Genomic DNA, 23,211 nt, shown 5'->3' on the forward strand with positions numbered 1-23,211 from the left:
ACTATCTGAAGAAGATGGAAACTTTCCGCTACACTTCGCGCCTGAACAGAGCGGTAGTGCACCTCCAACTCCGTGGAGCAACGCACAATGAAACCCGATCCCGTACTTGCCCGCCTGGCTGCCATGAAGGCGGCACCGGTCGCCGAGCTCAAGAAGCAGTGGCGTGAACTGTTCAGTGAGGAACCGCCGGCATTCAACCGGCGCTACCTCGAAAGCCGCCTGGCCTACCGCATCCAGGAGCTGGCCTACGGCGGCCTCAAGCAGGAAACAGTCAGGCGTCTTCAACAGATGGGGGAGCAGCTCGACGGCGGCAACATTACCACCCGGCGCGTGCGGGCTGACCTGAAGCCGATCGTCGGAACACGGCTGATCAGGGAGTGGCAGGGTGTCGAGCACACCGTGACCGTCACCCAGGACGGTTTCGAATGGCAGGGGCGTCCCTACCAGTCACTGTCCGCAATCGCCCGCGCCATTACCGGGTCGCGCTGGAATGGCTGGATATTCTTCGGCCTCAAGGATCATCGGAGGGCAGCATGAACAAACCGGTCGTCCGCAAGCTGCGCTGCGCGGTCTATACGCGCAAGTCATCGGAAGAAGGTCTGGAGCAGGAGTTCAACTCGCTGCATGCCCAGCGCGAGGCCTGTGAGGCTTACATCACGAGCCAGCGCGCCGAAGGGTGGGTGTTGGTCCGCGACCAGTATGACGACGGCGGCATTTCCGGCGGCACCCTTGATCGTCCGGGACTGAAGCGCCTGCTTTCGGACATCGAGGACGGACTGATCGACGTGGTGGTGGTCTACAAGATCGACAGACTCTCGCGATCCCTGATGGATTTCGCCAAGCTGGTCGAGGTGTTCGACCGGAACGACGTGACATTCGTCTCGGTGACGCAGGCGTTCAATACGACGACCAGCATGGGCCGCTTGACCCTCAACGTCCTGCTGTCATTTGCCCAGTTCGAGCGTGAGGTGACCGCAGAGCGCATCCGCGACAAGTTCGCGGCCAGCCGCGCCAAGGGGATCTGGATGGGCGGTGTCCCGCCGCTGGGTTATGACGTGGTGTCCCGCAAACTGGTGGTGAATGAAAAGGCGGCGGCCAATGTCCGCTACATTTTCCAGCGGTTCCGCGATGTCGGCTCGGCCACACTTCTGCTTCGGGAATTGCGGGAGCGAGGCATCACGACCCGCCAGGGCAAGTCGATTACCAAGGGCTACCTGTATCGCCTGCTCGCCAACAAGGCCTACATTGGTGAGGCCGTCCACAAGGGCAAAAGCTATCCCGGTGAACATGAGGCGATCATCGATCAGGAGCTCTGGGATGCCGTTCGCGCCATCACGAAGGAAAGCCCTCGGACCCGGGCCAACCGTGCGCGCGCCAATACGCCTGCGTTGCTGAAGGGACTGCTCTGGGGTTCGGATGGCGGGGCGTTTTCACCAACCCACTCCTGCAAGAACGGCAAGCTCTACCGCTACTACGTCAGCCAGACGCTGCTCCGTCATGGAGCAGGCTCCACAACGGTCGGGCGCGTGCCTGCCGCCGAAATCGAGGGTGCGGTCGTCAATCAGCTGCGGGCCGTTTTCCGGCAGCCGGAAATCATCATCGGCGCATGGAAGGAGGCCGTGAAACACGCGCCCGCAATGACCGAAGCTCAAGCGCGGGAGGCTCTGATCAATCTGGACCCAATGTGGGATGAACTGTTCCCGGCCGAGCAGGCCCGGATCGTGCAGCTACTAGTCGACCGGGTCATCGTTGGCAGCGCCGGCCTCGAGCTGAAGCTGCGGGTGGACGGGCTCGATGCGCTGGCCCGCGAATTGCAGGTGCCGGAACTGGAGGAGGCAGCGTGAACAAGGTCGTGACGATTCCACAGACAGTGTCGATCCACATTCCCTTCCAGATCACCAAACGCGGCGGCCGCAAGGAGATGGTTCTGCCAGCCGGTGCCCAGCTTCAGCGCCCCCGCACCGACAACACGGTGATCAAGGCGCTGGCGCGAGCTTTTCGCTGGAAACGCCTGCTGGAAACCGGGGCCTACACCTCGGTGTCTGACCTCGCGGGGAAGGAAAAGATCGGCCTGAGCTATCTAACCCGGGTCCTGCGCATGACACTGCTGGCCCCAGACATCGTCGATGCCATTCTCGACGGCCGGCAGGGCGACGGGATCGATCTTGCTACGCTGGCAGCGCCTTTCCCCAATGAATGGGGCGCGCAGCGGCGACATTTCGGCATCAACGCCTGATGGGGTGCATCTCGGTCAAAATCACGGATGCTTTTTGCTGACGGCGGCGACCCTGGCTTGCTATCGCAGGCACCATGACCAACGCCCGCGCCGTCGATAGCTTCACCGAGATCGCCACCTTGCGCATTACGCTCAAGGAGTCTGACCCGCCGATCTGGCGCGAGCTTGAAGTTCCGACCTCGATCACCCTCAAGGTCCTGCATGATATCGTCCAGGTCACCATGGGATGGCTGGACTATCACCTCTGGCAGTTCGTCATCGGCGGTCAGACCTATGGCCTGCCCACGGACGAAGACTGGGGCACAGCGCCGCGCAAGCCCGCCTTGCGAACCCGTCTGCGTGACGTCATTGGCCCGGGCACCACGCCGATCGATTACACCTACGACTTCGGCGACAACTGGGAACACGAGCTCGTTATCAGCGATGTGCGTCGCGGCGATCCCGGCAAAGCCTACCCCCGCTACATTGGCGGTGAGCGAGATTGTCCGCCCGAAGATTGCGGAGGCATTCCCGGTTTTTACGAGATGTTGGAAGCCAGGTCCGACCCAACCCATCCGGATCATGCCGAGATCAGCGAGTGGCTCGACGAATACGATCCCGACGAACTGGATGTTTTCCCGATCGAGGTGGCGCTGGGCCGGATTGCCGCACGCCGCAACGCGGCGGCCAAGCGTATCCTGAAGCCAGCAAACGACTGAAAGGCGTGGGGCGCGGCCAGCGCCACCCCTGTAGCGAGTTTACCGCGCGAGCGGATCGCATCCGTTGACGAATCACGGCAACAATGTTCTTTTTATGTTCCATTCATTCTGGAACCTGAAAAGTGCTGCGCTTCGTCGAATGTCCCACCCCGCTCGAACTGCCGTTGTTCGGCTCGCCTGTAGAGGCTGGCTTCCCAAGCCCTGCCGATGACCACATCGAGGGCAAGCTCGATCTCAACGAGCATCTGGTGCGGCGGCCGGCCGCAACCTTCTTTGTGCGCGCGGCCGGGGAATCCATGCGCGGCGCCGGGATTTTCGATGGTGACCTGCTTGTCATCGATCGCGGCATTACCCCGCAGCCCGACGATATCGTCATTGCCGTCGTTCATGGCGAACTGACCGTCAAACGGCTCCAGAGGGTCGGCGGCGCATGGCAGCTGGCGGCTGAGAACCCGAACTTCCCAACCTTGCCCATCCGCGATGATGGCTGTGAAATCTGGGGCGTCGTGACCCACAGCATCCGGCGTCACTGTGGACGCTGATGCCCACCTTCGCACTGGTCGACTGCAACAATTTCTACGCATCCTGTGAGCGGCTGTTCCAGCCGGACTTGCGGGACCGTCCGGTCGTGGTCTTGTCCAACAACGATGGCTGCGTGATCGCCCGCTCCAATGAGGCCAAATCTCTGGGCATCGCGATGGGCGCGCCGTTGTTCAAGATCCGCAAGCTGGTCGACGAGCATGGCGTCATCGTCCGTTCCTCGAACTACGCCCTCTATGGTGACATCTCGGAGCGCGTGATGAGCGTGCTGGGCTCGCAGGCGCCGGCCCATGAAATCTACAGCATCGATGAATGCTTCCTCGATCTCGACCGGATGGCGGTCGCCGATCTCACCGACTGGTGTCGGGACCTGAGGCTACGCACGCACCAGTGGACCGGGATCCCGGTGTCGATCGGCGTCGGGCCGACCAAGACACTGGCCAAAGTTGCTAATCGTCTCGCGAAGAAATCAGCCAAGGCAGGCGGCGTTCTTGATCTCAGCCATCACCCGCAATGGACGGAGGCGGCACTGCGTAAGACGGCCGTTGGCGATGTCTGGGGGATTGGGCGGCGCTGGAGCGCGATGCTGGAGGAGCGCGGCATCCTCACGGCCCATGACCTCGCTAGCGCCCAGGACGGCTGGGTTAGGAAGCGCATGGGTATCGTCGGCTTGAAAACGGTTCACGAGCTTCGCGGGATTGCCTGCCATGCGCTCGACGACCAGCCAGCGCCGCGCCAGACAACATGCTGCTCACGAACCTTCGGGGAAGCGATCCGCGACAAGGGGCAGGTTCACGATGCTGTGATGAGCTTTGCGGAGCGGGTGGCCGAGAAGGTTCGGCATGCCGGACAGGTGGCGGGCGCGGTCCAATTGTTCATCCGGACCGACCCATTCGACCAGAACGCCGCGCAGAAGTCAGTATCGGGTTCCGCTACATTCCAGCGCCCGACCAGCGACACCCGAGTCATCACCGATGCCGTCCTGCGAATCTTCGATCGCATTTGGCGCGATGGGTATGGCTGGAGGAAGGCCGGAGTCTTGCTGCTGGACCTCGGCGATCCTGCATCGGTGCCTGCGTCGCTGTTTGACGTGATTGAGCAGCCTGACGGCCTGATGGCGGCGCTGGACGAGATCAACTCCCGTTTCGGTCGCGGCAAGGTCCGCCTGGGGCTGGCCCGAAAGGGCGGCGAATGGCGGATGCGGCAAGAAAACCTGTCGCCCAGCTTCACGACCCGATGGGGGGATATCCCTGCCGCGAAGATGGGGTAGAAGTGCCGAATGGACGCTGCCGATCCCGAACTACCTGACGCTGCCGTCGAACACATCAGCCAGATGCTGACGCTCGCCAAGAGCAAGCATCAGGAAGCCATGGCGTTGCTCGGCACACCGGATCCGAGCGCAGTTTCTCGACTGCAGGAGGTACTTCGGTTGCTTGAGGAGGTCGAGCTGTTGGCCGACGACGCATCGACCTACGTCGAAACCGACGTAATGAAGGCGGCCCTCAAGGACCTGCACTTTCAGCAGGCCAGCGTTCAGATGGCGATTGCCCAGCTTGAGCAGTTGAAGGTGCGATCACCCTGGTCAACGCCTTGGCCGTGGATCACGATCATGGCTCTCGCGTTGATCATCGCCCAAGCTTTTAGCTAATGCGGCGGTTGGAACCGGGACGGATTTTGAGGTGAATCCCGGTTCTGACCGCAAAAAGTAGGGCCAAAAGGCCAATCATTTTCAATGGGATAAAGCTCTACACTGAAACCGGTGTAGTCGAGAGCTTTGGAGAATATCGGCCGAGAGAGAGCATGGTAGGGGCATATCCGGCTGAACCCGGTGGAGAGCCCTTGGCCTATAACCCTTGAAACACACGGGAATTTTCGAGCCCAACCTAAGGAATAGAACGATTCCAATAGGTTGAATGGCGGAGCAGGAGGGATTCGAACCCTCGATACGGTGTTACCGTATACACACTTTCCAGGCGTGCGCCTTCGACCACTCGGCCACTGCTCCATCTGTCCCGGCAGGGACAGAACGGCGCGGATAGACGCAAGGTTGCTCTTTCGCAAGCCTCGATCGGGTGGCACATTGCCGCGCATGAAAAACACGCTTCTGGTCGCCGTCGCCGCGCTTGCCATCGCCCTGCCTGTAACCGCGCCCGTATCCGCGCAGACGGAAACGCCCGCTCCGTCTCCCAACGAGATCGTCAATATGGCTGCGCCGGAGGAGTGGATCGAGATTCCGGCGGAGGATCTGCTGGTGATGACGCTCGCCCCCGATGCCGACGGAAACGAGCGGACGGTGGTCATCCAGCTGATGCCCGCGCCGTTCTCGCAAGGCTGGGTCCACAATATCCGCCTGTTCGCGCGAAGCGGCTGGTATGACGGCATCAGCGTAAACCGGGTGCAGGACAATTATGTCACCCAATGGGGCGATCCCAATTACGACAACCCTGAAGCGACGGGCGAGGCAAAGCCCCTGCCCGAGGGGCTGAAGGTGATGGGAGAGGATGAGTATGTCTCATCTTTTCGTTCGGCATTGCCCGACCTCGAAACTTGGCAACGCGCTCTCTTGAACGGAATGATTGCGGGTGGCCTAGCCCCGGCCGACTTTGCTGTGAGCACAGGTGATTGGGACGAGCGGTTCCTAAAGGATCGCTACGCATACGGGACAATCTTGGCTCGTGGCTGGCCACTAGCGATTTCGCGGGAACAAGCGATCTGGCCCGTCCATTGCTACGGCATAGTCGGCGTCGGGCGGAACTATTCCCCCGACACCGGCTCGGGCGCGGAGCTTTATACCGTGATCGGCCATGCGCCGCGCCATCTTGATCGCAACATCGCGCTGGTGGGGCGGGTGATCAGCGGGATGGAGCATCTCTCCAGCCTGCCGCGCGGGTCGGGCGCGCTGGGCTTCTATACCGAGGAAGAGGCACACAAACGCACCCCGATCCTGTCCGTGCGCGTCGCTGCCGACCTGCCCGAAGACGAGCGTCCACTGTTTGAATACCTTTCGACCGAAGGCGAAACCTTCGCCAGATATGCCGAGGCCCGCGCCAACCGCCGCGATCCGTTCTTCATTGTGCCCGCAGGCGGGGCGGACATCTGCAACATCCCCGTGCCGGTTAGGACGTTTGAATATGCGGTTGAGGAGTGACTGAGACCGTCGCCGCCACCCTTCCCCTCCAGCGTTGGCAGGGGGAACGCGGAGTGTACCACTTCGTCAATTTTGGCGGGGAAGAAGCTGAAGCGCTGGCGGGTCACGCGCTGATGCACCGGCTCGAATATGGCAGGCAGCGCGGGTTCGGATCGATCAAAGTTACAGCCGTCATCGGCAAGACATCCTGGAAAACCTCGGTTTTCCCGATGAAACTGGATGAGATGTCGAAGCGATCAGATGCCTGGACGCTGCTCGTCAGCAAGAAGGTGATGCGCGCGGAAGACATTGCCCCCGGCGACGAGATAGAAGTCTCGGTGACCCCGCTCTAGATTTAGAGTTCCACCCCGCCCGCTTCGAGTTCGCGGGCAGACAGGCGCACGTCGGCGATGAAGCGTCCGGCTTTCGCCCGCAGTTCCTCCGCATGGGCGCCCAGCGCATTGGCGCTTGCCACCACATCGTCGGCGGCGGTTCCGGTTTCCTCGCTCGCGCCGCGCAGCGCCTCAAGCCGTTTGCCGACCTGCGCCGATCCGGCGGCGACAGTGTCGATGTTGCGCGCCAGTTCCTCGCCCGAAACCGATTGCTGATCGACCGCGCTGGCGATCATCACTGCGGCCTGTTCCAGTTCGCTGATGCGGGTGACGATCACGGACAGGTCGCTGGCGCTGGAGCGGGTCGATTCCTGCATGGCGGTGATCTTCTCGGTCACGCTGCTGGTGGCGTTACTGGTCTGCATCGCCAGTTCCTTCACCTCGCTCGCCACCACGGCAAAGCCACGCCCTGCCTCGCCCCCGCGCGCCGCCTCGATCGAGGCGTTGAGCGCCAGCAGATTGGTGCGCTGGGCGATGGTCTGGATCAGTCCAGCGATCTCGCCGATTTCGACCGCCGCCTGCGACAGGTCGCTCATCTTGGTGTTGGCGGTGGTGACAAGCTCGCTGGCCCCGCGCGCCAGCTGGGCCGAAGCGGAGGCCTGGCGGCTGATTTCGCTGATCGACAGGGCAAATTCGTCGGTCGCGGCGGCGGCGGCGGTGACATTGGCTGTCGCCTCTTCCATCGCCGCGCTCGCGCTGTCGGCCTGTTCGCTCGAATCCTCGGCCAGCTCGACCATCTGGCGCGAGGTGGCCTTCAACTGCTCCGAGGCGGCGGACACGGCGGTGATGAGTTCACCCACGGAAACTTCGAACCCGCTCGCCATATTGTCGAGCAGTTGGCTCTTTTCGAGCCGCATGGCGCGCATCTGCTCGCTCAGTTCGCGCTGCCGGGCAAGCTGGGCTTCGGCATCGCGCGCGCGGGTCTGGTTGAGATCGCGCAGTTCAAGCGAGCTTTGCCGGAAAACGCCCAGTGCGCGTGCCATCGCGCCGATTTTGTCCTGCCGTTCGCGCCCCGGAATCTCGCTGTCGGTCTTGCCAGCGGCGATCCGCTGCATCGAGCCGGTGATCGCGGTGATCATGCCGGTGACATCGCCGATAATCCGGCGCGCGCCGAGCAGCGAAATCGCAATCCCGACCACGGTCAGAACGACAAAGGTCAGCAGGAAGCGAGTGATGGCGGCAAACAGTTCGTCCGCACCCTGCGCGGCGCGATCGTGGAATGGCACCGCAAACCCGCTGATATCGGCATAGGCCGCTTGCGTTTCGGCACGCAGCGCGGCGATTTCTCGCTGGTTCTCGTTGAGGCGATCGGCATCGCTGCGCAGATCATCAACCGTCGCGAGGAAATCCTGCATCACCGGCACCAGATCGGCGGGCATGCGATCACCGGCAAAATCCACCGGGTCTTTCAGCGCATCATGGGCGGTGCGGAAGGAATCGCGAGCCTTGGCCAAACCCTCCGCGTCACCCGCTGCCGCTGCATCCAGCCCGTCGGTTGCCGCGACCAGCGCGATGGCCGCGTTGTTGGTGCGCACCTCGACCGAGGCAAGAATCGCCTGACGTTCCCCGCCCTGCGCCAGCTGCCATGTCCCGGCGAGCATCACGACGGCGATGAGCGCCCGCACGATGGTGTTGCCGAATACGGCCAGATTGAGCTTTGCCGGGACGGAAAGCCGCGCCAAAAATCCGCCACGCGCCGCACCGCGCACGCCGCGCGCGTCTTCGTCGGACAGGGTCAGGGGGACAGCGTCCTCCAGATCGAAATCGTGATCGATTGCGCTCACTTGGCCAGTTCTCCGGTCGCTTGCCCGGCCCCGATGGGCAGTGGCAACCGTCTGGCGATAGCGGGACGGGATTAAATCCGGGTAAACCCGGGCTTAACCATCGTGGGTGTTTGCCTGCATGAATTCGACCCGATTGCCGAAGGGATCGAAGGCGAAAAAGCGCGAATAGCCTTCCACCGGCTTGTCATCCCGGCATTCGTATCCCGCACCCTCAAGCCGGGTGCGCAGCCGCCCGAGATCATCGACCAGAAACGCCGGATGCGCCTTTCGCGCCGGAGTGAAATCCGGGTCCACTCCGACATGCAGGCTCACACCGCCGCGCTCGAACCAGCTGCCGGTGGGCGAAAGCGTATCCGGCTTGGGCACTTCATGCATCCCCAGCAGATCGCCGTAGAACTGCCGCGCCTGCTCTTCTCCTCCGCCGGGAATGGCGATCTGGATGTGGTCCAAACCGATGATCGCCATGCCTGCCTCCTAGATCCGGTCAGCCTGAGCCACGGCGTCGCTGGCGCGCAAGGCGGAAAGGATACGGGTAAGGTGCGCCAGATCCTGCACCTCGGCATCGATTTCATAGGTGGTGAAAGGATGATCAAGCTGGGTCTGCACTAGGCTCGTCACATTGGTCTTGTTCTGGGCGAATATGCCCGCCATTTCCGCGAGCGTTCCGGGCCGGTCATACAGCGTCACCGCCAGCCGCCCCACCGCGCCATGCGAACGACTGCCCCAGTTGAGATCGAGCCAGTCGGCATCCACACCGTCGGCCAGTTCAAGACAATCGATCGCGTGAACCAGCACGGTTTCACCCTTGCGCCTGAGCCCGACGATCCGGTCGCCCGGCACCGGGTGGCAGCACTGCGCCAGTTCGAAACCGACCCCCGCCGTCAGCCCGCGAATGGAAATCTGGCGTTCGCGCTGGTGCCAGTCCTCATCCTCTTCGAATTCGGATGTGCAGCCGGGAACCAGCGCCTCCATCACCTCGCGATCGGTCAGCTTGGCCGCGCCGATGGCGAACATCAGGTCTTCGGGTTCGTCCATGCCCAGTCGTTCGACCGCCGCGCGGATCGCCTTCTTGCCGATGCGGGCGGGGACGCGGGTGGCGATTTCATCGAACAGCTTGGCACCGATTTCAGCAACCTCGTCGCGTTCCTTCATCCGCACCGAACGGCGGATCGCGGCGCGCGCCTTGCCGGTGACGACAAAGCCGAGCCAGGACAGCTGCGGTTCGGCATTGGCGCCCTTGATGATCTCAACCACATCGCCATTCGCCAGCTGCGTGCGCAGCGGCATGTGACGGCCGTTGATCTTCGCCCCGACACAATCAAGACCGAGATCGGTATGCACCGCAAAGGCGAAATCGACCGCGGTCGCCCCTTTGGGCAGCTGGAACAGCGCACCCTTGGGCGTGAAGGCGAATATGCGATCCTGATAGACCGCCAGCCGAGTGTGTTCGAGCAGTTCCTCGGCATCGTGGCTGGCATCGACGATTTCGATCAGGTCGCGCAGCCAGCCGACCTGCCCATCGGCCTTGTCATGCTGTTTGTAGGCCCAGTGCGCGGCCAGCCCGAATTCGTTGGTGCGGTGCATTTCACGAGTGCGGATCTGCACCTCCACCCGCATCGAATTCTCATACATCAGCGATGTGTGCAGCGAACGGTAACCGTTCGTCTTGGGCGTGGAGATATAGTCCTTGAACTTCCCCGGCAGGAATTGCCACGTGGTGTGCAATACCCCCAGCGCGGCATAGCAATCGGCCTCGCTTTCGGTGATCACGCGGAACGCCATGATGTCGGTCACCTGTTCGAAGCTGACGTGGCGCTCGGACATCTTCTGCCAGATCGAATAGGGATGCTTTTCGCGGCCCGTCACTTCGACTTTCAGACCCGCTTCGGCCAGCGCCTGCTTGATCTTGAGCGCGATCGCATCGACCTGCCCGCCGTCGCGGCCGCGCAATTGCTCCAGTCGCTTGGTGATGGTGGCATAGGCTTCGGGCTCAAGCTCCTTGAACGCCAGCGCCTGCATTTCGCGCATGTATTCATACATGCCCACCCGCTCTGCCAGCGGGGCATAGATATCCATCGTCTCGCGCGCGATGCGCTGGCGTTTCTCCGGCTTCTTGATGAAATGCAGCGTGCGCATGTTGTGCAGGCGATCCGCCAGCTTCACCAGCAGCACGCGGATATCCTCGGACATGGCCAGCAGGAACTTGCGCAGGTTTTCCGCCGCCCGCTCGTTTTCGGGCATGGCCTCGATCTTGGACAGCTTGGTCACGCCATCGACAAGCCGGGCGACATCGCTGCCGAAATGCGCCTCGATATCCTCGATCGTGACGAGCGTATCCTCGACCGTGTCATGCAGCAGCGCGGTGATGATGGTCTGCTGATCCAGTTGCAGGTCTGTCATCAGGCCCGCAACTTCGATCGGGTGCGAGAAATAGGGATCGCCGCTGGCGCGTTTCTGGCTGCCGTGTTTCTGCACGGTGTAGACATAGGCACGGTTGAGCAACGCCTCGTCGGCGTCGGGATCGTAGGTCAGGACCCGCTCAACTAGTTCGTACTGGCGCAGCATAGCATCCGAATATGTGCTGCACTGCGAAAAGGGGCAAGCAATAAGACAGGTGAGCGGATCAAATTGCGACTGCGGCTATGGCGCTGTCCGGTCAGCCTGCTATCGTAGGGGCAATCCAGCCAAAATGAGGAACAAAATGAACGGCATTGCCCGCTTTTCGACCATCGCCGCCGTCGCATTAGTCGCCGCCGCAGGCGCGAGCGCAGACAATCACGCGATCACCGCCACGGCAGAGGCACGCAAGCTGGTGTTTGCCGAGGAATTCGACGCCGGTGAGCTTGACCGTGAAAAGTGGAACGTCGTGGGCATGGAATTCTGGGTCAACAACGAACAGCAGGCCTATGTCGACAGTCCCGACACGATCCAGTTCTCCGACGATGTCGAAGGCGCGGACGGCGGCGCGCTGGTGCTGCGACCGGTGTATCGCCCCGGCATCGACACGCGTGAAGACCGCAATGCCGACTTCATCTCGGGCCGCATCAACACTCGCGGCAAGGCCGATTTCATCCACGGCCGGGTCGAAGCGCGGATCAGGATGCCCGATGCCGAAGGGGTCTGGCCCGCGTTCTGGATGCTGGGCAACGGGCGCTGGCCCGACACCGGCGAAATCGACATCATGGAATATGTCGGTGAAAAGGACTGGACCGGCGTGGCCCTGCACGGCCCCGGCTATTCGGGGGAAACGCCGATCGTAAACAAGTTCTTCTTCGACGAAGGCACCGATGCGACCGACTGGCACGTCTATGCGATCGAATGGACCAAAGACTCGATCCTGTTCGAGGTCGACGGCCGCCTGACCTATCGCGCGACCCGCCCGATGATCGAACGGTACGGCGAATGGCGCTTTGACACGCCCAAGTTCCTGATCCTGAACTTCGCGCTGGGCGGCGCCTACCCTTACAAGACCAACATGATCGAACAGCCCTATAACGGCATGCCGCAATCGACCGTCGACATGATCAAGGCGGGCGATGTGGCGATGTATGTCGATTGGGTGCGGGTCTACGAACCGCTCGACTAGAGTGCGACGCGGCCCCGGTTGGGGGGGCAGCAAATCCATGCACTGAAAGGATTTATTCGCCGGGCCAGTTGTGGTATTCGCGTTGTGAACGTTCACAAGAAAACTGGCGATGGGAGATGCCGGTGAAACGACTGCCGATGTTGATGCTTGCCGCCATTCTGGCGGGATGCGGGGGAGGAGGCGGTTCGCCGCCTTCGGCGACGCTAGGCGCGCCCAGTCCGACACCCTCGCCCACTCCTTCCCCGACCCCGACGCCCTCGACCGTCGCATTTGCCGATGAATTCAACGCAGCGGCGCTGGACAGGACATTGTGGACCCCCGAAGGCCCTGATTTCTGGGTCAACAACGAGCTGCAGGCCTATATCGATTCACCCGAAACGATCGCCATCCGCCAAGGCGTGAGCGGCGCCGATGGCGGTGTTCTGGTGCTGAAACCGATCTTCACTCCGGGACAGGACGCGCGCAGCGACCGCAACGCCGATTTCTCGTCCGGACGGATCGACACGCGGGGCAAGTACGACTTCACCTATGGTCGCGCCGAAGCCCGCATACGAATGTCCGAAGACACGGGCGTCTGGCCCGCGTTCTGGCTGTTGGGCAATGACACATGGCCCGCGACCGGCGAAATCGACATAATGGAATATGTCGGCGCGCCCGATTGGACCAGCGCGGCGCTCCACGGCCCCGGCTATTCTGCCGGTGGCAGCCTGTCGCAGCGGTATTTCTTCCCTGCCGGGATCAGCGTTTCCGACTGGCATGTCTATTCGGTCGAATGGACCGCCGATGCGATCACCTTCTCCGTCGATGGCACCGCCTTTTTCAGCCAGACCCGCAGCGATGTCGCAAGGTCAGGGCCGTGGGCATTCGATACGCCCAAGCACATCATCCTCAACTTCGCGCTGGGCGGTGACTACCCGTTTTCCGTCAACACGGTGGCCGCGCCTTATCGCGGCCTTCCGCAATCGACGGTTGACCGCATTCAGGCGGGCGAGATCGAGATGATGGTGGACTGGGTGCGCGTCACGCCGCTTGGCTGACGCGCCTCAGTTCCAGGTAGCTCTAGGCGGCAGGCTCATCAGGATTGCGTCGACATTGCCGCCGGTCTTCAGGCCGAAGATCGTGCCCCGGTCATAGACCAGATTGAATTCGGCATACCGCCCCCGGTATTCGAGCTGTTGCGCGACATCGGCATCGTTGAAATCGCTGTCCATGCGCTTCCTCACCAGCTTGGGGTAGATGTCGAGAAAGGCCTTGCCCACGTCCTGCGTGAAAGCGAAGTTGCGCTCGAAACCGGCGTCATCGCTGCATTCGAGGTGATCGTAGAAAATCCCGCCAACCCCGCGATGCACTTCGCGGTGGGGGATGTAGAAATAGTCGTCCGCCCATTTCTTGTACCGTTCGTAATAGGTCGGATTGTGGGCCATGCACGCCGCCCGCATCGAAGCGTGGAATTCCTCCGTATCCGCTTCATAAGGGATTGGCGGATTAAGGTCCGCTCCCCCGCCGAACCACGCCGCCTGCGTCGTCAGGAAACGGGTGTTCATATGCACGGCAGGCACATGCGGATTGTGCATATGCGCGACCAGGCTGATGCCGGTGGCGGTGAATTCGGGATGTTCGGGGCTGGCCCCGTTGATCTGGCTGGCGAACTGTTCGGAAAAGCTGCCGCGCACGGTCGAGACGTTGACGCCGACTTTCTCGAACACCTTGCCTTTCATCAGGCCCTGCACCCCGCCGCCGGGATCGTCATTGCCTTCTTCCTCGCGATTCCACGGGGTGTACTGGAAGCTTGCGTCCGATCCCGCCTCGCGCTCGATCGCTTCGAATGCGGCGCAGATCTGATCGCGCAGACTTTCGAACCATTCCTTCGCGCGGCCCGTGTGTGCTGCCCAGTCGCTCATGAAAACTCCCATCCCGTCAATCCCGCAGCATTGCCCCATGACAGACAGACTGTCCACCCGCTTTGACACTTGCCAAACCCTGCTCAAGACTGCAGATGCAAAGCATGGTTCCCGTTTCGTTCCCATCTGATTCTGGCGCCCCGCTGGACTTCGCGGGCGAAGAGCTGGTGCTGCTGGGCAGCAACGCGCTCTACTGGCCGCGTGAACGTGCGCTGCTGGTGGCGGACCTGCATCTGGAAAAGGGCAGCTGGTATGCAAAGCACGGCCAGATGCTGCCGCCCTATGACAGCCGCGAAACGCTGGAACGGGTCGCCGATGCGGTGAAGGCATGCGATGCGCGGCGGGTGATCACGCTGGGTGACAATTTCCACGATGGCGCGGGTACATCGCGGCTCGATCCCTATGCCGCCGGAATGCTCGAAGCTTTGACGCGTTCGCTCGACTGGGTGTGGATCACGGGCAACCATGACGAAGAGATGGGCCGCGCTTTCGGCGCAACCATCGTGCCGGAGCTTGAAGTGAACAGCATCATCCTGCGCCACGAAGCGCAAGCAGGTGAGACGCGGCCCGAATTGTCTGGGCATTACCATCCCAAGATGCGGGTGCAGGTGCGTGGCCGCCATATCGCCCGCGCTTGCGGCGTGGTCAGCCGCAGCGCCCGTGCCGCCCGTGCGGATCGCATGATCATGCCGGCTTTCGGCGCCTACACCGGCGGGATGGACGCCGCCGCGCCGGAGATCCTGCGCGCCCTCAGCCCGGCAGACCGCATCGACGCGGTGCTGAGCGCGAAGGGCAGACTGGTGCAATTTCCGCTTTATCGCGCGGCATAGGGCAAGACTCATCTGGCTTTTCTCGCGCGAAAACCCTAAGTAGCGCGCATCAAGACTCAGGCTACTACAGGAGAACACACATAGCCCGTCCACCTCGGCGTTCGATGGCCCCGCCCGTAAAAAGCGGCCCTCGCTACGATCAGTTTATCCAGGTTCCCAAAGTCCGCGTCATCGACGACGAAGGCGAGAACCTCGGCGTAATGTACACCCGCGAAGCAGTCGAGCAGGCCAATGAAAAGGGCCTGAACCTGGTTGAGGTCAGCCCCAACGCGGACCCACCGGTGTGCAAGTTCCTCGATGTCGGCAAATACCGGTACGAAGCCCAGAAAAAGGCCAATGCCGCGCGCAAGACGCAAAAGACGCAGGACATCAAGGAAGTCAAAATGCGTCCCAACATCGACACGCATGATTACGACGTGAAGATGAAGAACGTGAACAAGTTCATCCAGCACGGTGACAAGGTGAAGGTCACGCTGCGGTTCCGCGGGCGCGAAATGGCGCACCAGCATCTCGGCATGGACCTGCTCAAGCGGGTTCAGGAAGATGTCGAGGAAATCGCCAAGGTCGAAGCCTTCCCCCGGCTCGAAGGCCGCCAGATGCTGATGGTGCTCGCACCCAAGTAACTGGCAAGTAACGGGCCGGAAACCGGAATTGGAAAAGCGGGTGCCTGCAACATGGCGCCCGCTTTTTTCTTGCCCGAAACACCATTCGTCCCCGACGAACGACATGGGCGTTTCTACAAAACGCAAAACTCGTCCGATTGGCGGGAACAAACGCAAGCCATTGTGATCTATACAATGATGTGTGAGGCAAAGGGGTCGGCCATCGCCCGCCTCCAGTCGGGCAAATCCCCGCTTGGACCGACCCCGCCTCACAACTGACCCTCATCCAGCGCGGGGCGTTCCCCTCGCCCCCCGCAATGGCCCGATCGCAGAAGGGCCGCTCGAACAGGAAGGACCGTTTGCAATGATCCGCCTTACCCCCCGCGCACTGGCTGCCAGCACGATTGCCGCCTCGGCGCTCGCTCTTGGCACCGTCCCCGCATTCGCACAGGGCAATGCGCCCGATCCCCGTTTCGAAACCTTCACCCCGACGAACGCGCCGATCGATCACACGATCGACTATTCGATCTGGGACGAAGCGATGAAGAACCTCGTCATCTCGATGGGCCCGTCCTTGCGCGAAACCGCCGGTGCCCCTCCGTCGAGCTTCGGCACCCGCCGCCAGTACGGCCACGTTTCGCGTTATCGCCTCGAAGGCTCGCGGATCATGTTCAGCTTCCTCGACGCGGACATCATCTCCAGCTTCACCGAGTATCGTCAGGATCTGGAGCGCACCGCCGATCTGGTCGATATCCAGTCGCTGTCGCGCAACGAACAGCTCGCCTACTGGATCAACCTGCACAATGTCGCGATGATCGAACAGATCGCCAACGCCTGGCCCGTGCGCCAGCCGCGCGAGATCAAGATCGACGGCGTGCCGCTGGACGAAGCGCGCTTCATCACGGTCGAAGGCATCGCTCTGAGCCCGCGCGACATCCGCGAGAAGATCGTCTTCGCCAATTGGCGCAACCCCAAGGTGATCTATGGCTTCTGGCGCGGCGAGATCGGCGGCCCGTCGATCCAGCGCGAAGCCTTCAACGCCGATAACGTCGCCCGCCTGCTCGATCGCGGCGCACGCGATTTCGTGAATTCGCTGCGCGGCACGCAAAAGCAGGGATCGACGCTGGAAGTGTCAGAGCTGTTCCGCGATGTGGCGCCGTATTACTTCCCGAATTTCGAAGCCGACCTGCGCGCACACCTCACCGAGTATGCCGATGAGGAAACCAAGGCATTGCTCACCGGCACGGACCGGATCGAGACCTCGGTAAGCGAATACGACATCGCCGATCTGGCCGGTGGCGTGCGCGAACCGACCTATCAGAACATCCAGAGCGCCGACGGCACGCAGGTCAGCTTCCGCATTCCGCAAAGCATGACCCAGCTGCTGCAACAGCGCGAAGAGAAGTTCCAGCGCATCATTCGCGAAGGCCGCACCGGAACCGTCACCTTCAGCAACATCTCGCTGCCCGGCGATCCCGAGGACAAGGACGAAGTCGAGTAAGTCCCCCGCTTGTCGACACACAAAAGGCCGCCCGGCGCAATCAGCCGGGCGGCCTTTTTCTTGGGTCCAATACGCGGGACAGTGTGTTGAAGCGATTGTCGGTTTCGCGCATATTGCCGCGCGCAATGGGAAGGCAGGGAGCCTGCGATGCGTTTCAATTCGGCATGTCTGATGGTGGCAGCTTTGGCTCTGCTTCCCGCAAGCAATGCGCTGGCACAGCAACAGCAGCAGGCGCAGGCAGACACCGCCGAAGCTGCGGGCAACCCGTTTGCCATCTTCACCCCCACGACTGACCCGATCCGCCACCGGATCGATTACGATGTCTATGATTTCGCGCTCAAGAACCTCGTGGTTTCGATGGGACCATCGACCCGCAGCCGACCGTTCTCATCCAACGCTCCACTCGGAACAAGGCTGCGCCAGGGACACAATTCGCGCTACCGGCTCGAAGGGTCGATGGTGGGCTTTTCCTTCTTCAACACCGAAGTGACCGACAGCTTAGCGGAATACCGGCGCGAATTGGTGGAAATCGCCAACTCGCTCGATATCTCCAACCTGCCGCGCAACGAACAGCTGGCGTTCTGGTTCAACCTCCACAACGTCACCATGCTGGAATTCATCGCCCGCGAATATCCGGTGCGCCAGCCGCGCGAGATCATGGTCGACGGGGTGCATTTCGAAGAGGCCCCAATCTTCGACATTCGCGGCGTCAGCATGAGCCTTAAGGATATCCGCGAGAAGATCGTCTTCGCCAATTGGCGCAACCCCAAGGTTATCTACGGCTTCTGGCGCGGGGAGATCGGTGGTCCGGCGCTGGAGCGCGAGGCCTTCACCGGATCGAATGTCGGATCATTGCTCGATCTGGCGGCGGAGGACTTCGTCAATTCGCTGCGCGGCACGCAGAAGAATGGTGACATGCTGGAGGTGTCGACCCTGTATCAGGATGCCGCGCGCTTCTACTTCCCCGATTTCGCGGCGGACGTGCGCGCGCATATCGCATCCTATGCCAATGAAGATGTCGCCGAAATTCTTGAACAGACGCAGCTGACCCGCGCCTCGATCCGCGAATGGGACATTGCCGATCTGTCAGGCGGGGCACGCGGGGCGAACTATCTCGCCAGCAGCCGTCCGGGGCTGACTCCGGGCGCAGCCCAATTGCTGAGCGAACGCCAGCAGAAACTCGACACGATGGAACGGCGCGACATTCCTACCGGCAGGGTGATCTTCTCCAACATCGACCTGCCCGGCGATCCGCCCAACAAGAACGCGGTCGAGTAACCCTGACGCTGGCAAGGCACGCTTTTCATTGAGAATTTCTGAAACCGTGATACTGTGTCCCATGGACGGGTGACCTATTCTGGTCGGACATGCCGCATGGGGAGAAATGCCATGAAGCCTCGCCTGATTGCCGCCTTGCTGGCAGCCACAGCCCTTGCCTCGCCGCTGGCGGCTGAACCTTCTTCAATCGATTTCGCCACTCAGGCCGGTGCGGCAGAAGCCTCGCCTTTCGCCCGGTTTGCCCCGGCGGCGGACGGCCGCGAACACCGGATCGATTATGCCCATTGGGACGAGGCGCTGGGATGGTTTGTGGTGCCGATGGGCCCATCCCTGCGCCAGCAACCTACACCGATTGCGGTCAACACCGGATCGCGCCGCGTCTATGGTCATGACTCGCGCTACCGGCTCGAAGGAAACCGTGTCGCCTTTTCCTACATGACACCGCAGATCATCAGCGCGCTTGGCGAATATCGCGCGGACCTGGAACGGGTCGGCAGCGAGATGGACATCACCCGTCTGCCGCGTAACGAACAGCTCGCCTTCTGGCTAAACCTGCACAATGTCGCGGTGATCGAGGCGCTGGCGAAGGAATATCCGCTGGCCGAACCGCACGAGCGGCAATTCGGATCAAACCGCGCCGCGCTGGACGAAGCCAAGCTGGTGACGATTGCCGGGGTGGAGCTGTCGCCGCGCGATATCCGCACCCGGATCGTCTATCCTAACTGGCGCGATCCCAAGGTGATCTACGGTTTCTGGCACGGCGTGATCGGCGGACCGTCGATCCAGCGGCTCGCCTACACCGGCGACAATGTCGATGCGCTGCTGGCGCTGTCGGGCGAGGAATTCGTCAACTCGCTGCGCGGGGTGGAAAGCTGGGGCAACAGGCTGCGGCTCAGCCCCGTATACGAAGAGGCCGCGCCGTTCTATTTCGCAAACGGCGATGCGCTGCGCACCCATCTGGTGCAATTCGCGCGGGAGGACGTGCGCGATCTGGTGACGAGAACACAGGCTGTCGCATACAAGCCGCTGGAGCGCGACATCGCCGATCTGCAGCGCGGTGAGGTCGAACCGCAGCACAATTTCCTGACACAGACCGATTGCAAATACGAAAGCTGTGCTGGCGCGGCAGCCAGCCTCAACCAGTCGGGCGGCCCTTCGATCAGGGTCAATCCGGCCATCGCAAGGCTGGTGCGCGAACGCCGCGAAAAGCTCGACCGCGCCCGCCGCGCAGGCATCCGCACGGGCATGGTGATCTATGGCGATGGCGAGTATTCCGAAGGCGAGGCTGCGCGCGAAGTCGAATGACACCCGGTTGCGTGCCCAAGGTAAAGCCTGATAGGCCCCTGGACATAACGCTTCGGGGGCCTTTTCATTGATCAATGTTCGCCAGATCGGCTTGGCACTTGGCCCCGCGGTCTTCGCGCTTACCGCTTTGACGGCTCCGCCCGAGGGGATGGACGCTTCGGCATGGCTGGTCGCCGGGCTGGTCATCTGGATGGCGGCATGGTGGATGACGGAGGCGGTGCCACTGACTGCCACCGCGCTGCTGCCCTTTGTGATCCTGCCACTGGGCGGAGTGATGAGCGCGCGCGACACCGCCGGTTCCTATTACGCCCCGATCCTGTTCCTGCTGCTGGGCGGAGCCTTTATCGCGCTGGCGATAGAGCGCACCGGGCTGCACCGGCGGCTGAGCCTTGCGATTCTGAAAGCGATCGGTTCGGACGGAGGGCAGGCACGGCTGCTGCTGGCCTTCATGCTGTCCGCCGCGATCCTTTCGATGCTGATTTCCAACACCTCGACCACGCTGATAATGATGCCGATGGCGTTGGCGGTATTGTCTGCGGGCGCCGGGGCACGGGTGGCCGGGCCTAAGCTATCGGCAGATACCGATGGCGAACCCCCAACATACGGCCTCAACGGCGCGCTGCCGATGGGGATTGCCTTTGCCGCCAGCATCGGCGGGCTGGGCACCATCGTCGGATCGCCGACCAACGGGATCGCGGTGCAATTGCTGGACGACATGATCGGGCTGCAAATCAGCTTTGCGACATGGATGGCCTACGGTCTGCCGGTGGTGTTGATCGGCGTGCCGCTGGCGGCGCTGATCATCGCCAAAGTCCAGAATGTCGCCGCGCACCCGTTCGACGTGGCCGCCGCGCGGCGCAGCATCGACGATCACGCGCCATGGTCCAGCGCCGAAAAGCGGCTGGTGCCGATCATCGCGCTCGCCTTTGTCGCGTGGATGACCCAGCGCTGGGTCGCCGATCTGCTGCCCGCCGGAAGCTGGACCGATGGCACCATCGCCATCGTCGCCGCGCTCGCGCTGTTCGTCCTGCCCGACGGCACGGGCCGCCCTTTGCTGGTGTGGAAGGAAGCCGACCGCGCGCCGTGGGGCGTCATCATGATGTTCGGCGGAGGGTTGGCGCTGGCCGCGGGAATGCAAGCGAGCGGCCTTGCGGAATGGCTGGGAGAGGCGCTGCTGCCGCTGGAGACGGTTCCGCTGCTGCTGATGGCGCTGGCGATTGTCGCTATGATCGTCGCCGTTACCGAATTCGCCAGCAATGTCGCCACCGCCAGCGCGATCATCCCGATTGTCGCCAGCCTCGCCGCGGCGCTGGGCATGGGAGAGGACGCGATCCTGATCGCCATGCCCGCCGCGCTCGCTGCCAGCTGGGGCTTTATCCTGCCTGCCGGAACCGGGCCGAACGCGATTGCCTGGGCCACAGGGCGGCTGACCATCGGCAGGCTGGTGCGCGCGGGCTTCCTGCTTGATCTCGCAGGCGTGGTGCTGATGGTCGGTTCGGTCTGGCTTGTGGCGGCGCTGATCGGCTGACGCGGCTCAGCTGCCAGACGGGAAACCGGCGCGGGTGCGGTTGGCGATGGCCACCAGCGACAACATGACGGGCACTTCCACCAGCACGCCGACAACCGTCGCCAGCGCGGCTCCGCTGCCCAAGCCGAACAGCCCGATGGCAACGGCAACCGCCAGTTCGAAGAAGTTCGAAGTGCCGATCAGCGCACAAGGCGCCGCCACCGCATGCGGCACGCGCCATGCCTTGGCCCAGCCATAGGCGATGAAGAAAATGCCGTAGCTTTGCACAATGATCGGCACCGCGATCAGCGCGACCAGCAGCGGACGCGACACAATCGTTTCCGCCTGAAATCCGAACAGCAGCAACACTGTCGCCAGAAGGCCGATCACCGACAGCGGCTTTATCCGCCCGGTAAAATCGGACACCGCGCTTTCGTCCCCGCCGTGGCTCTTTAGCAGCCGCTGGCGCACGAAAGCCCCGGCGAGCAAGGGCACCACGACATAGAGCGCCACCGAAAGCAGCAGCGTGTTCCACGGCACGGCAATGTCCGTCACGCCCAGCAGCACCGCGACGATAGGCGCGAATGCGACGATCATGATCAGATCGTTCGCCGCCACCTGCACCAGCGTATAGGCCGGATCGCCCTTGGTCAGCTGCGACCAGACGAACACCATCGCGGTGCACGGAGCCGCGCCCAGCAGGATGAGTCCCGCGATATATTGCTGCGCATCGGCAGGTTCGATCAGGTCTGCGAACACCACTTCGAAAAACAGAACGCCCAGCGCGGCCATGGTGAAGGGCTTGATCAGCCAGTTGACCACCAGCGTGATGATCAGCCCCTTGGGCTTGTCACCCGCCCGCCGCACGGCTGCGAAATCGACCGAGACCATCATCGGAAAGATCATCGCCCAGATCAGCACCGCGACGACGAGGTTGACCGACGCATATTCCAGCGCTGCCAGCGCGGCGAAGGCTTGCGGCACGGCATTGCCGAGCAACACTCCGCCAAGGATCGCGGCGGCAACCCAAACGCTCAGCCATTTTTCGAACAGGCCAAGCCCGACGGCTGCGGGTTCGGAATGGGTATAAGTCGTATTCATTGGATATCGTCCAGTGTTCCGATGGCTTTGAGTTCAGCGCGCAAGGCATCGGCGGCAAGGCTTTCGACAGGCAAGGCCAGCATTCGATCGATCCGACGCTTCATCCGTTCGAATGCGAGCGCAAAGGCGGCCTCTTTCTCCGCATCACTTCCCTCGACGGCGGCCGGATCTGGAATTCCCCAATGCGCCGAAATCGGCTGGCCGGGCCAAACCGGGCAGCTTTCTGCTGCCGCGCTATCGCAAACGGTGAAGATCAGATCGAATTCCGGCCCTTGGGCAAAGGCATTCCAGCTTTTCGAAGTGAAGCCGTCATAAGAGTAGCCGCGCGCCGCGAGTGTCTTGAGCGCGAAGGGATTGACCTTGCCTGCCGGCTGGCTCCCGGCGCTGAAAGCGGCGAAGCGGCCTGCTCCGTCATGGGCCAGTATCGCTTCACCAAGAATTGAACGGGCAGAATTGCCCGTGCAAAGAAACAGGACGTTCAACATGCTGCTTTGCCTTTGATCAGTGTATCCGCTGGAGAGGAGCAATCCTCGCCCCCGCAGCAATTTTCGGTGAGGTATCCCATCAGCGCATTCATTGCGGCGTAGTCGGCGCAATAGATGATCGAACGGCTTTCGCGGCGCTGGGAGACAAGCCCGGCATTGGCAAGCTGGGCGAGATGAAAGCTCATTGAGGATGGGGCAACGCCCAGACTTTCCGCGAGAGCCCCGGCAGCAAGGCCCTGCTCACCGGCCTGCACCAGCAGCCGATAGGCGGCAAGGCGATGTTCCTGCGCCAGCGCCGAAAGCGCACGGATGACGGGTTCGGATTGCAAGGCTGATTC

At 62.3% G+C, this 23,211-nt stretch carries 24 protein-coding genes and 1 tRNA gene; 17 read left to right on the forward strand and 8 right to left on the reverse strand.

Translation table 11 applies throughout. The annotated features are described in order from the left end of the window. Positions 1-87: 87 nt before the first annotated feature. From L1K66_RS15310 to L1K66_RS15340, 7 genes are all read left to right on the forward strand, one after another. Positions 88-537, forward strand: coding sequence for a DUF2924 domain-containing protein (locus L1K66_RS15310; RefSeq protein WP_094472994.1), 450 nt, complete (start codon positions 88-90; stop codon positions 535-537). Next, a complete protein-coding gene (locus L1K66_RS15315) occupies positions 534-1,844 on the forward strand; it encodes a recombinase family protein (protein WP_252258651.1) in 1,311 nt (436 codons plus the stop codon). Before L1K66_RS15310 ends, L1K66_RS15315 begins: the two co-directional genes overlap by 4 nt. Further along, on the forward strand, positions 1,841-2,236 hold the full coding sequence (locus tag L1K66_RS15320; protein WP_252258652.1) for a hypothetical protein: 396 nt from the start codon (positions 1,841-1,843) through the stop codon (positions 2,234-2,236). Before L1K66_RS15315 ends, L1K66_RS15320 begins: the two co-directional genes overlap by 4 nt. A 74-nt stretch (positions 2,237-2,310) precedes the next feature. Continuing rightward, positions 2,311-2,934: a plasmid pRiA4b ORF-3 family protein gene (locus tag L1K66_RS15325; protein WP_252258653.1), complete on the forward strand. Its 624-nt coding sequence runs from the start codon at positions 2,311-2,313 to the stop codon at positions 2,932-2,934. A gap of 122 nt (positions 2,935-3,056) precedes the next feature. Continuing rightward, positions 3,057-3,476: a LexA family protein gene (locus L1K66_RS15330; protein WP_252258654.1), complete on the forward strand. Its 420-nt coding sequence runs from the start codon at positions 3,057-3,059 to the stop codon at positions 3,474-3,476. Beyond that, complete coding sequence (locus L1K66_RS15335; RefSeq protein WP_252258655.1) at positions 3,476-4,744, forward strand: Y-family DNA polymerase; 1,269 nt, start codon at positions 3,476-3,478, stop codon at positions 4,742-4,744. Before L1K66_RS15330 ends, L1K66_RS15335 begins: the two co-directional genes overlap by 1 nt. A 9-nt stretch (positions 4,745-4,753) precedes the next feature. Then, entirely contained in the window at positions 4,754-5,122 is a 369-nt protein-coding gene (locus L1K66_RS15340; RefSeq protein WP_252258656.1) for a hypothetical protein, read from the forward strand. Positions 5,123-5,388: 266 nt separating this feature from the next. Here the strand turns inward: L1K66_RS15340 and L1K66_RS15345 are convergent. Beyond that, positions 5,389-5,479: transfer RNA gene (locus tag L1K66_RS15345), tRNA-Ser, on the reverse strand. Between the two features lie 84 nt (positions 5,480-5,563). Between L1K66_RS15345 and L1K66_RS15350 the strand changes: the two genes are divergently transcribed. Beyond that, complete coding sequence (locus tag L1K66_RS15350) at positions 5,564-6,622, forward strand: peptidylprolyl isomerase (RefSeq protein ID WP_252258657.1); 1,059 nt, start codon at positions 5,564-5,566, stop codon at positions 6,620-6,622. Next, positions 6,619-6,954, forward strand: a complete 336-nt coding sequence (locus L1K66_RS15355) for a DUF1905 domain-containing protein (protein WP_252258658.1) — start codon at positions 6,619-6,621, stop codon at positions 6,952-6,954. The genes L1K66_RS15350 and L1K66_RS15355 overlap by 4 nt, the downstream gene beginning before the upstream one ends. 2 nt (positions 6,955-6,956) lie before the next feature. Here L1K66_RS15355 and L1K66_RS15360 read toward each other — a convergent pair whose 3' ends face one another. From L1K66_RS15360 to L1K66_RS15370, 3 genes are all read right to left on the reverse strand, one after another. Continuing rightward, positions 6,957-8,777 (reverse strand): methyl-accepting chemotaxis protein, encoded by a 1,821-nt coding sequence (locus tag L1K66_RS15360; RefSeq protein ID WP_252258659.1) that lies wholly within the window; start codon positions 8,775-8,777, stop codon positions 6,957-6,959. A gap of 93 nt (positions 8,778-8,870) precedes the next feature. Further along, positions 8,871-9,242 carry a VOC family protein gene (locus tag L1K66_RS15365; RefSeq protein ID WP_252258660.1) on the reverse strand — a complete coding sequence of 124 codons (372 nt, stop codon included), beginning with the start codon at positions 9,240-9,242 and terminating at the stop codon, positions 8,871-8,873. Between the two features lie 9 nt (positions 9,243-9,251). Continuing rightward, positions 9,252-11,342: a RelA/SpoT family protein gene (locus L1K66_RS15370; RefSeq protein WP_252258661.1), complete on the reverse strand. Its 2,091-nt coding sequence runs from the start codon at positions 11,340-11,342 to the stop codon at positions 9,252-9,254. Between the two features lie 124 nt (positions 11,343-11,466). On the opposite strand from L1K66_RS15370, the gene L1K66_RS15375 reads away from it, so the two are divergent. Both L1K66_RS15375 and L1K66_RS15380 read left to right on the forward strand, forming a co-directional pair. Beyond that, positions 11,467-12,363: a glycoside hydrolase family 16 protein gene (locus L1K66_RS15375; RefSeq protein ID WP_252258662.1), complete on the forward strand. Its 897-nt coding sequence runs from the start codon at positions 11,467-11,469 to the stop codon at positions 12,361-12,363. 122 nt (positions 12,364-12,485) lie between these two features. Continuing rightward, positions 12,486-13,400 carry a glycoside hydrolase family 16 protein gene (locus tag L1K66_RS15380; RefSeq protein WP_252258663.1) on the forward strand — a complete coding sequence of 305 codons (915 nt, stop codon included), beginning with the start codon at positions 12,486-12,488 and terminating at the stop codon, positions 13,398-13,400. Positions 13,401-13,406: 6 nt separating this feature from the next. On the opposite strand, the gene hemF is transcribed toward L1K66_RS15380, so the two are convergent. Further along, positions 13,407-14,264: an oxygen-dependent coproporphyrinogen oxidase gene (gene hemF / locus L1K66_RS15385; protein WP_252258664.1), complete on the reverse strand. Its 858-nt coding sequence runs from the start codon at positions 14,262-14,264 to the stop codon at positions 13,407-13,409. A gap of 104 nt (positions 14,265-14,368) precedes the next feature. Between hemF and pdeM the strand changes: the two genes are divergently transcribed. From pdeM to L1K66_RS15415, 6 genes are all read left to right on the forward strand, one after another. After that, on the forward strand, positions 14,369-15,094 hold the full coding sequence (gene pdeM, locus L1K66_RS15390; protein WP_252260528.1) for a ligase-associated DNA damage response endonuclease PdeM: 726 nt from the start codon (positions 14,369-14,371) through the stop codon (positions 15,092-15,094). 104 nt (positions 15,095-15,198) lie between these two features. Further along, on the forward strand, positions 15,199-15,717 hold the full coding sequence (infC, locus tag L1K66_RS15395; protein WP_034955316.1) for a translation initiation factor IF-3: 519 nt from the start codon (positions 15,199-15,201) through the stop codon (positions 15,715-15,717). Positions 15,718-16,060: 343 nt separating this feature from the next. Further along, entirely contained in the window at positions 16,061-17,197 is a 1,137-nt protein-coding gene (locus L1K66_RS15400; RefSeq protein ID WP_252258665.1) for a DUF547 domain-containing protein, read from the forward strand. A gap of 147 nt (positions 17,198-17,344) precedes the next feature. Further along, positions 17,345-18,475 (forward strand): DUF547 domain-containing protein, encoded by a 1,131-nt coding sequence (locus L1K66_RS15405; RefSeq protein ID WP_252258666.1) that lies wholly within the window; start codon positions 17,345-17,347, stop codon positions 18,473-18,475. A 111-nt stretch (positions 18,476-18,586) separates the two neighbouring features. Beyond that, positions 18,587-19,780 carry a DUF547 domain-containing protein gene (locus tag L1K66_RS15410; protein WP_252258667.1) on the forward strand — a complete coding sequence of 398 codons (1,194 nt, stop codon included), beginning with the start codon at positions 18,587-18,589 and terminating at the stop codon, positions 19,778-19,780. A 70-nt stretch (positions 19,781-19,850) separates the two neighbouring features. After that, positions 19,851-21,308 carry an SLC13 family permease gene (locus L1K66_RS15415; protein ID WP_252260529.1) on the forward strand — a complete coding sequence of 486 codons (1,458 nt, stop codon included), beginning with the start codon at positions 19,851-19,853 and terminating at the stop codon, positions 21,306-21,308. A gap of 6 nt (positions 21,309-21,314) precedes the next feature. On the opposite strand, the gene arsB is transcribed toward L1K66_RS15415, so the two are convergent. From arsB to L1K66_RS15430, 3 genes are read right to left on the reverse strand one after another with little or no spacing between them, the layout of a single operon-like run. Then, positions 21,315-22,388, reverse strand: coding sequence for an ACR3 family arsenite efflux transporter (gene arsB, locus L1K66_RS15420; protein ID WP_252258668.1), 1,074 nt, complete (start codon positions 22,386-22,388; stop codon positions 21,315-21,317). Beyond that, complete coding sequence (locus L1K66_RS15425) at positions 22,385-22,873, reverse strand: arsenate reductase ArsC (RefSeq protein WP_252258669.1); 489 nt, start codon at positions 22,871-22,873, stop codon at positions 22,385-22,387. Before L1K66_RS15425 ends, arsB begins: the two co-directional genes overlap by 4 nt. Further along, a complete protein-coding gene (locus L1K66_RS15430; protein WP_051700200.1) occupies positions 22,867-23,202 on the reverse strand; it encodes an ArsR/SmtB family transcription factor in 336 nt (111 codons plus the stop codon). The genes L1K66_RS15425 and L1K66_RS15430 overlap by 7 nt, the downstream gene beginning before the upstream one ends. Between the last annotated feature and the right edge of the window lie 9 nt (positions 23,203-23,211).

The organism is Erythrobacter aurantius (assembly GCF_023823125.1).
GTDB classification, from domain to species: Bacteria; Pseudomonadota; Alphaproteobacteria; order Sphingomonadales; family Sphingomonadaceae; genus Erythrobacter; species Erythrobacter aurantius.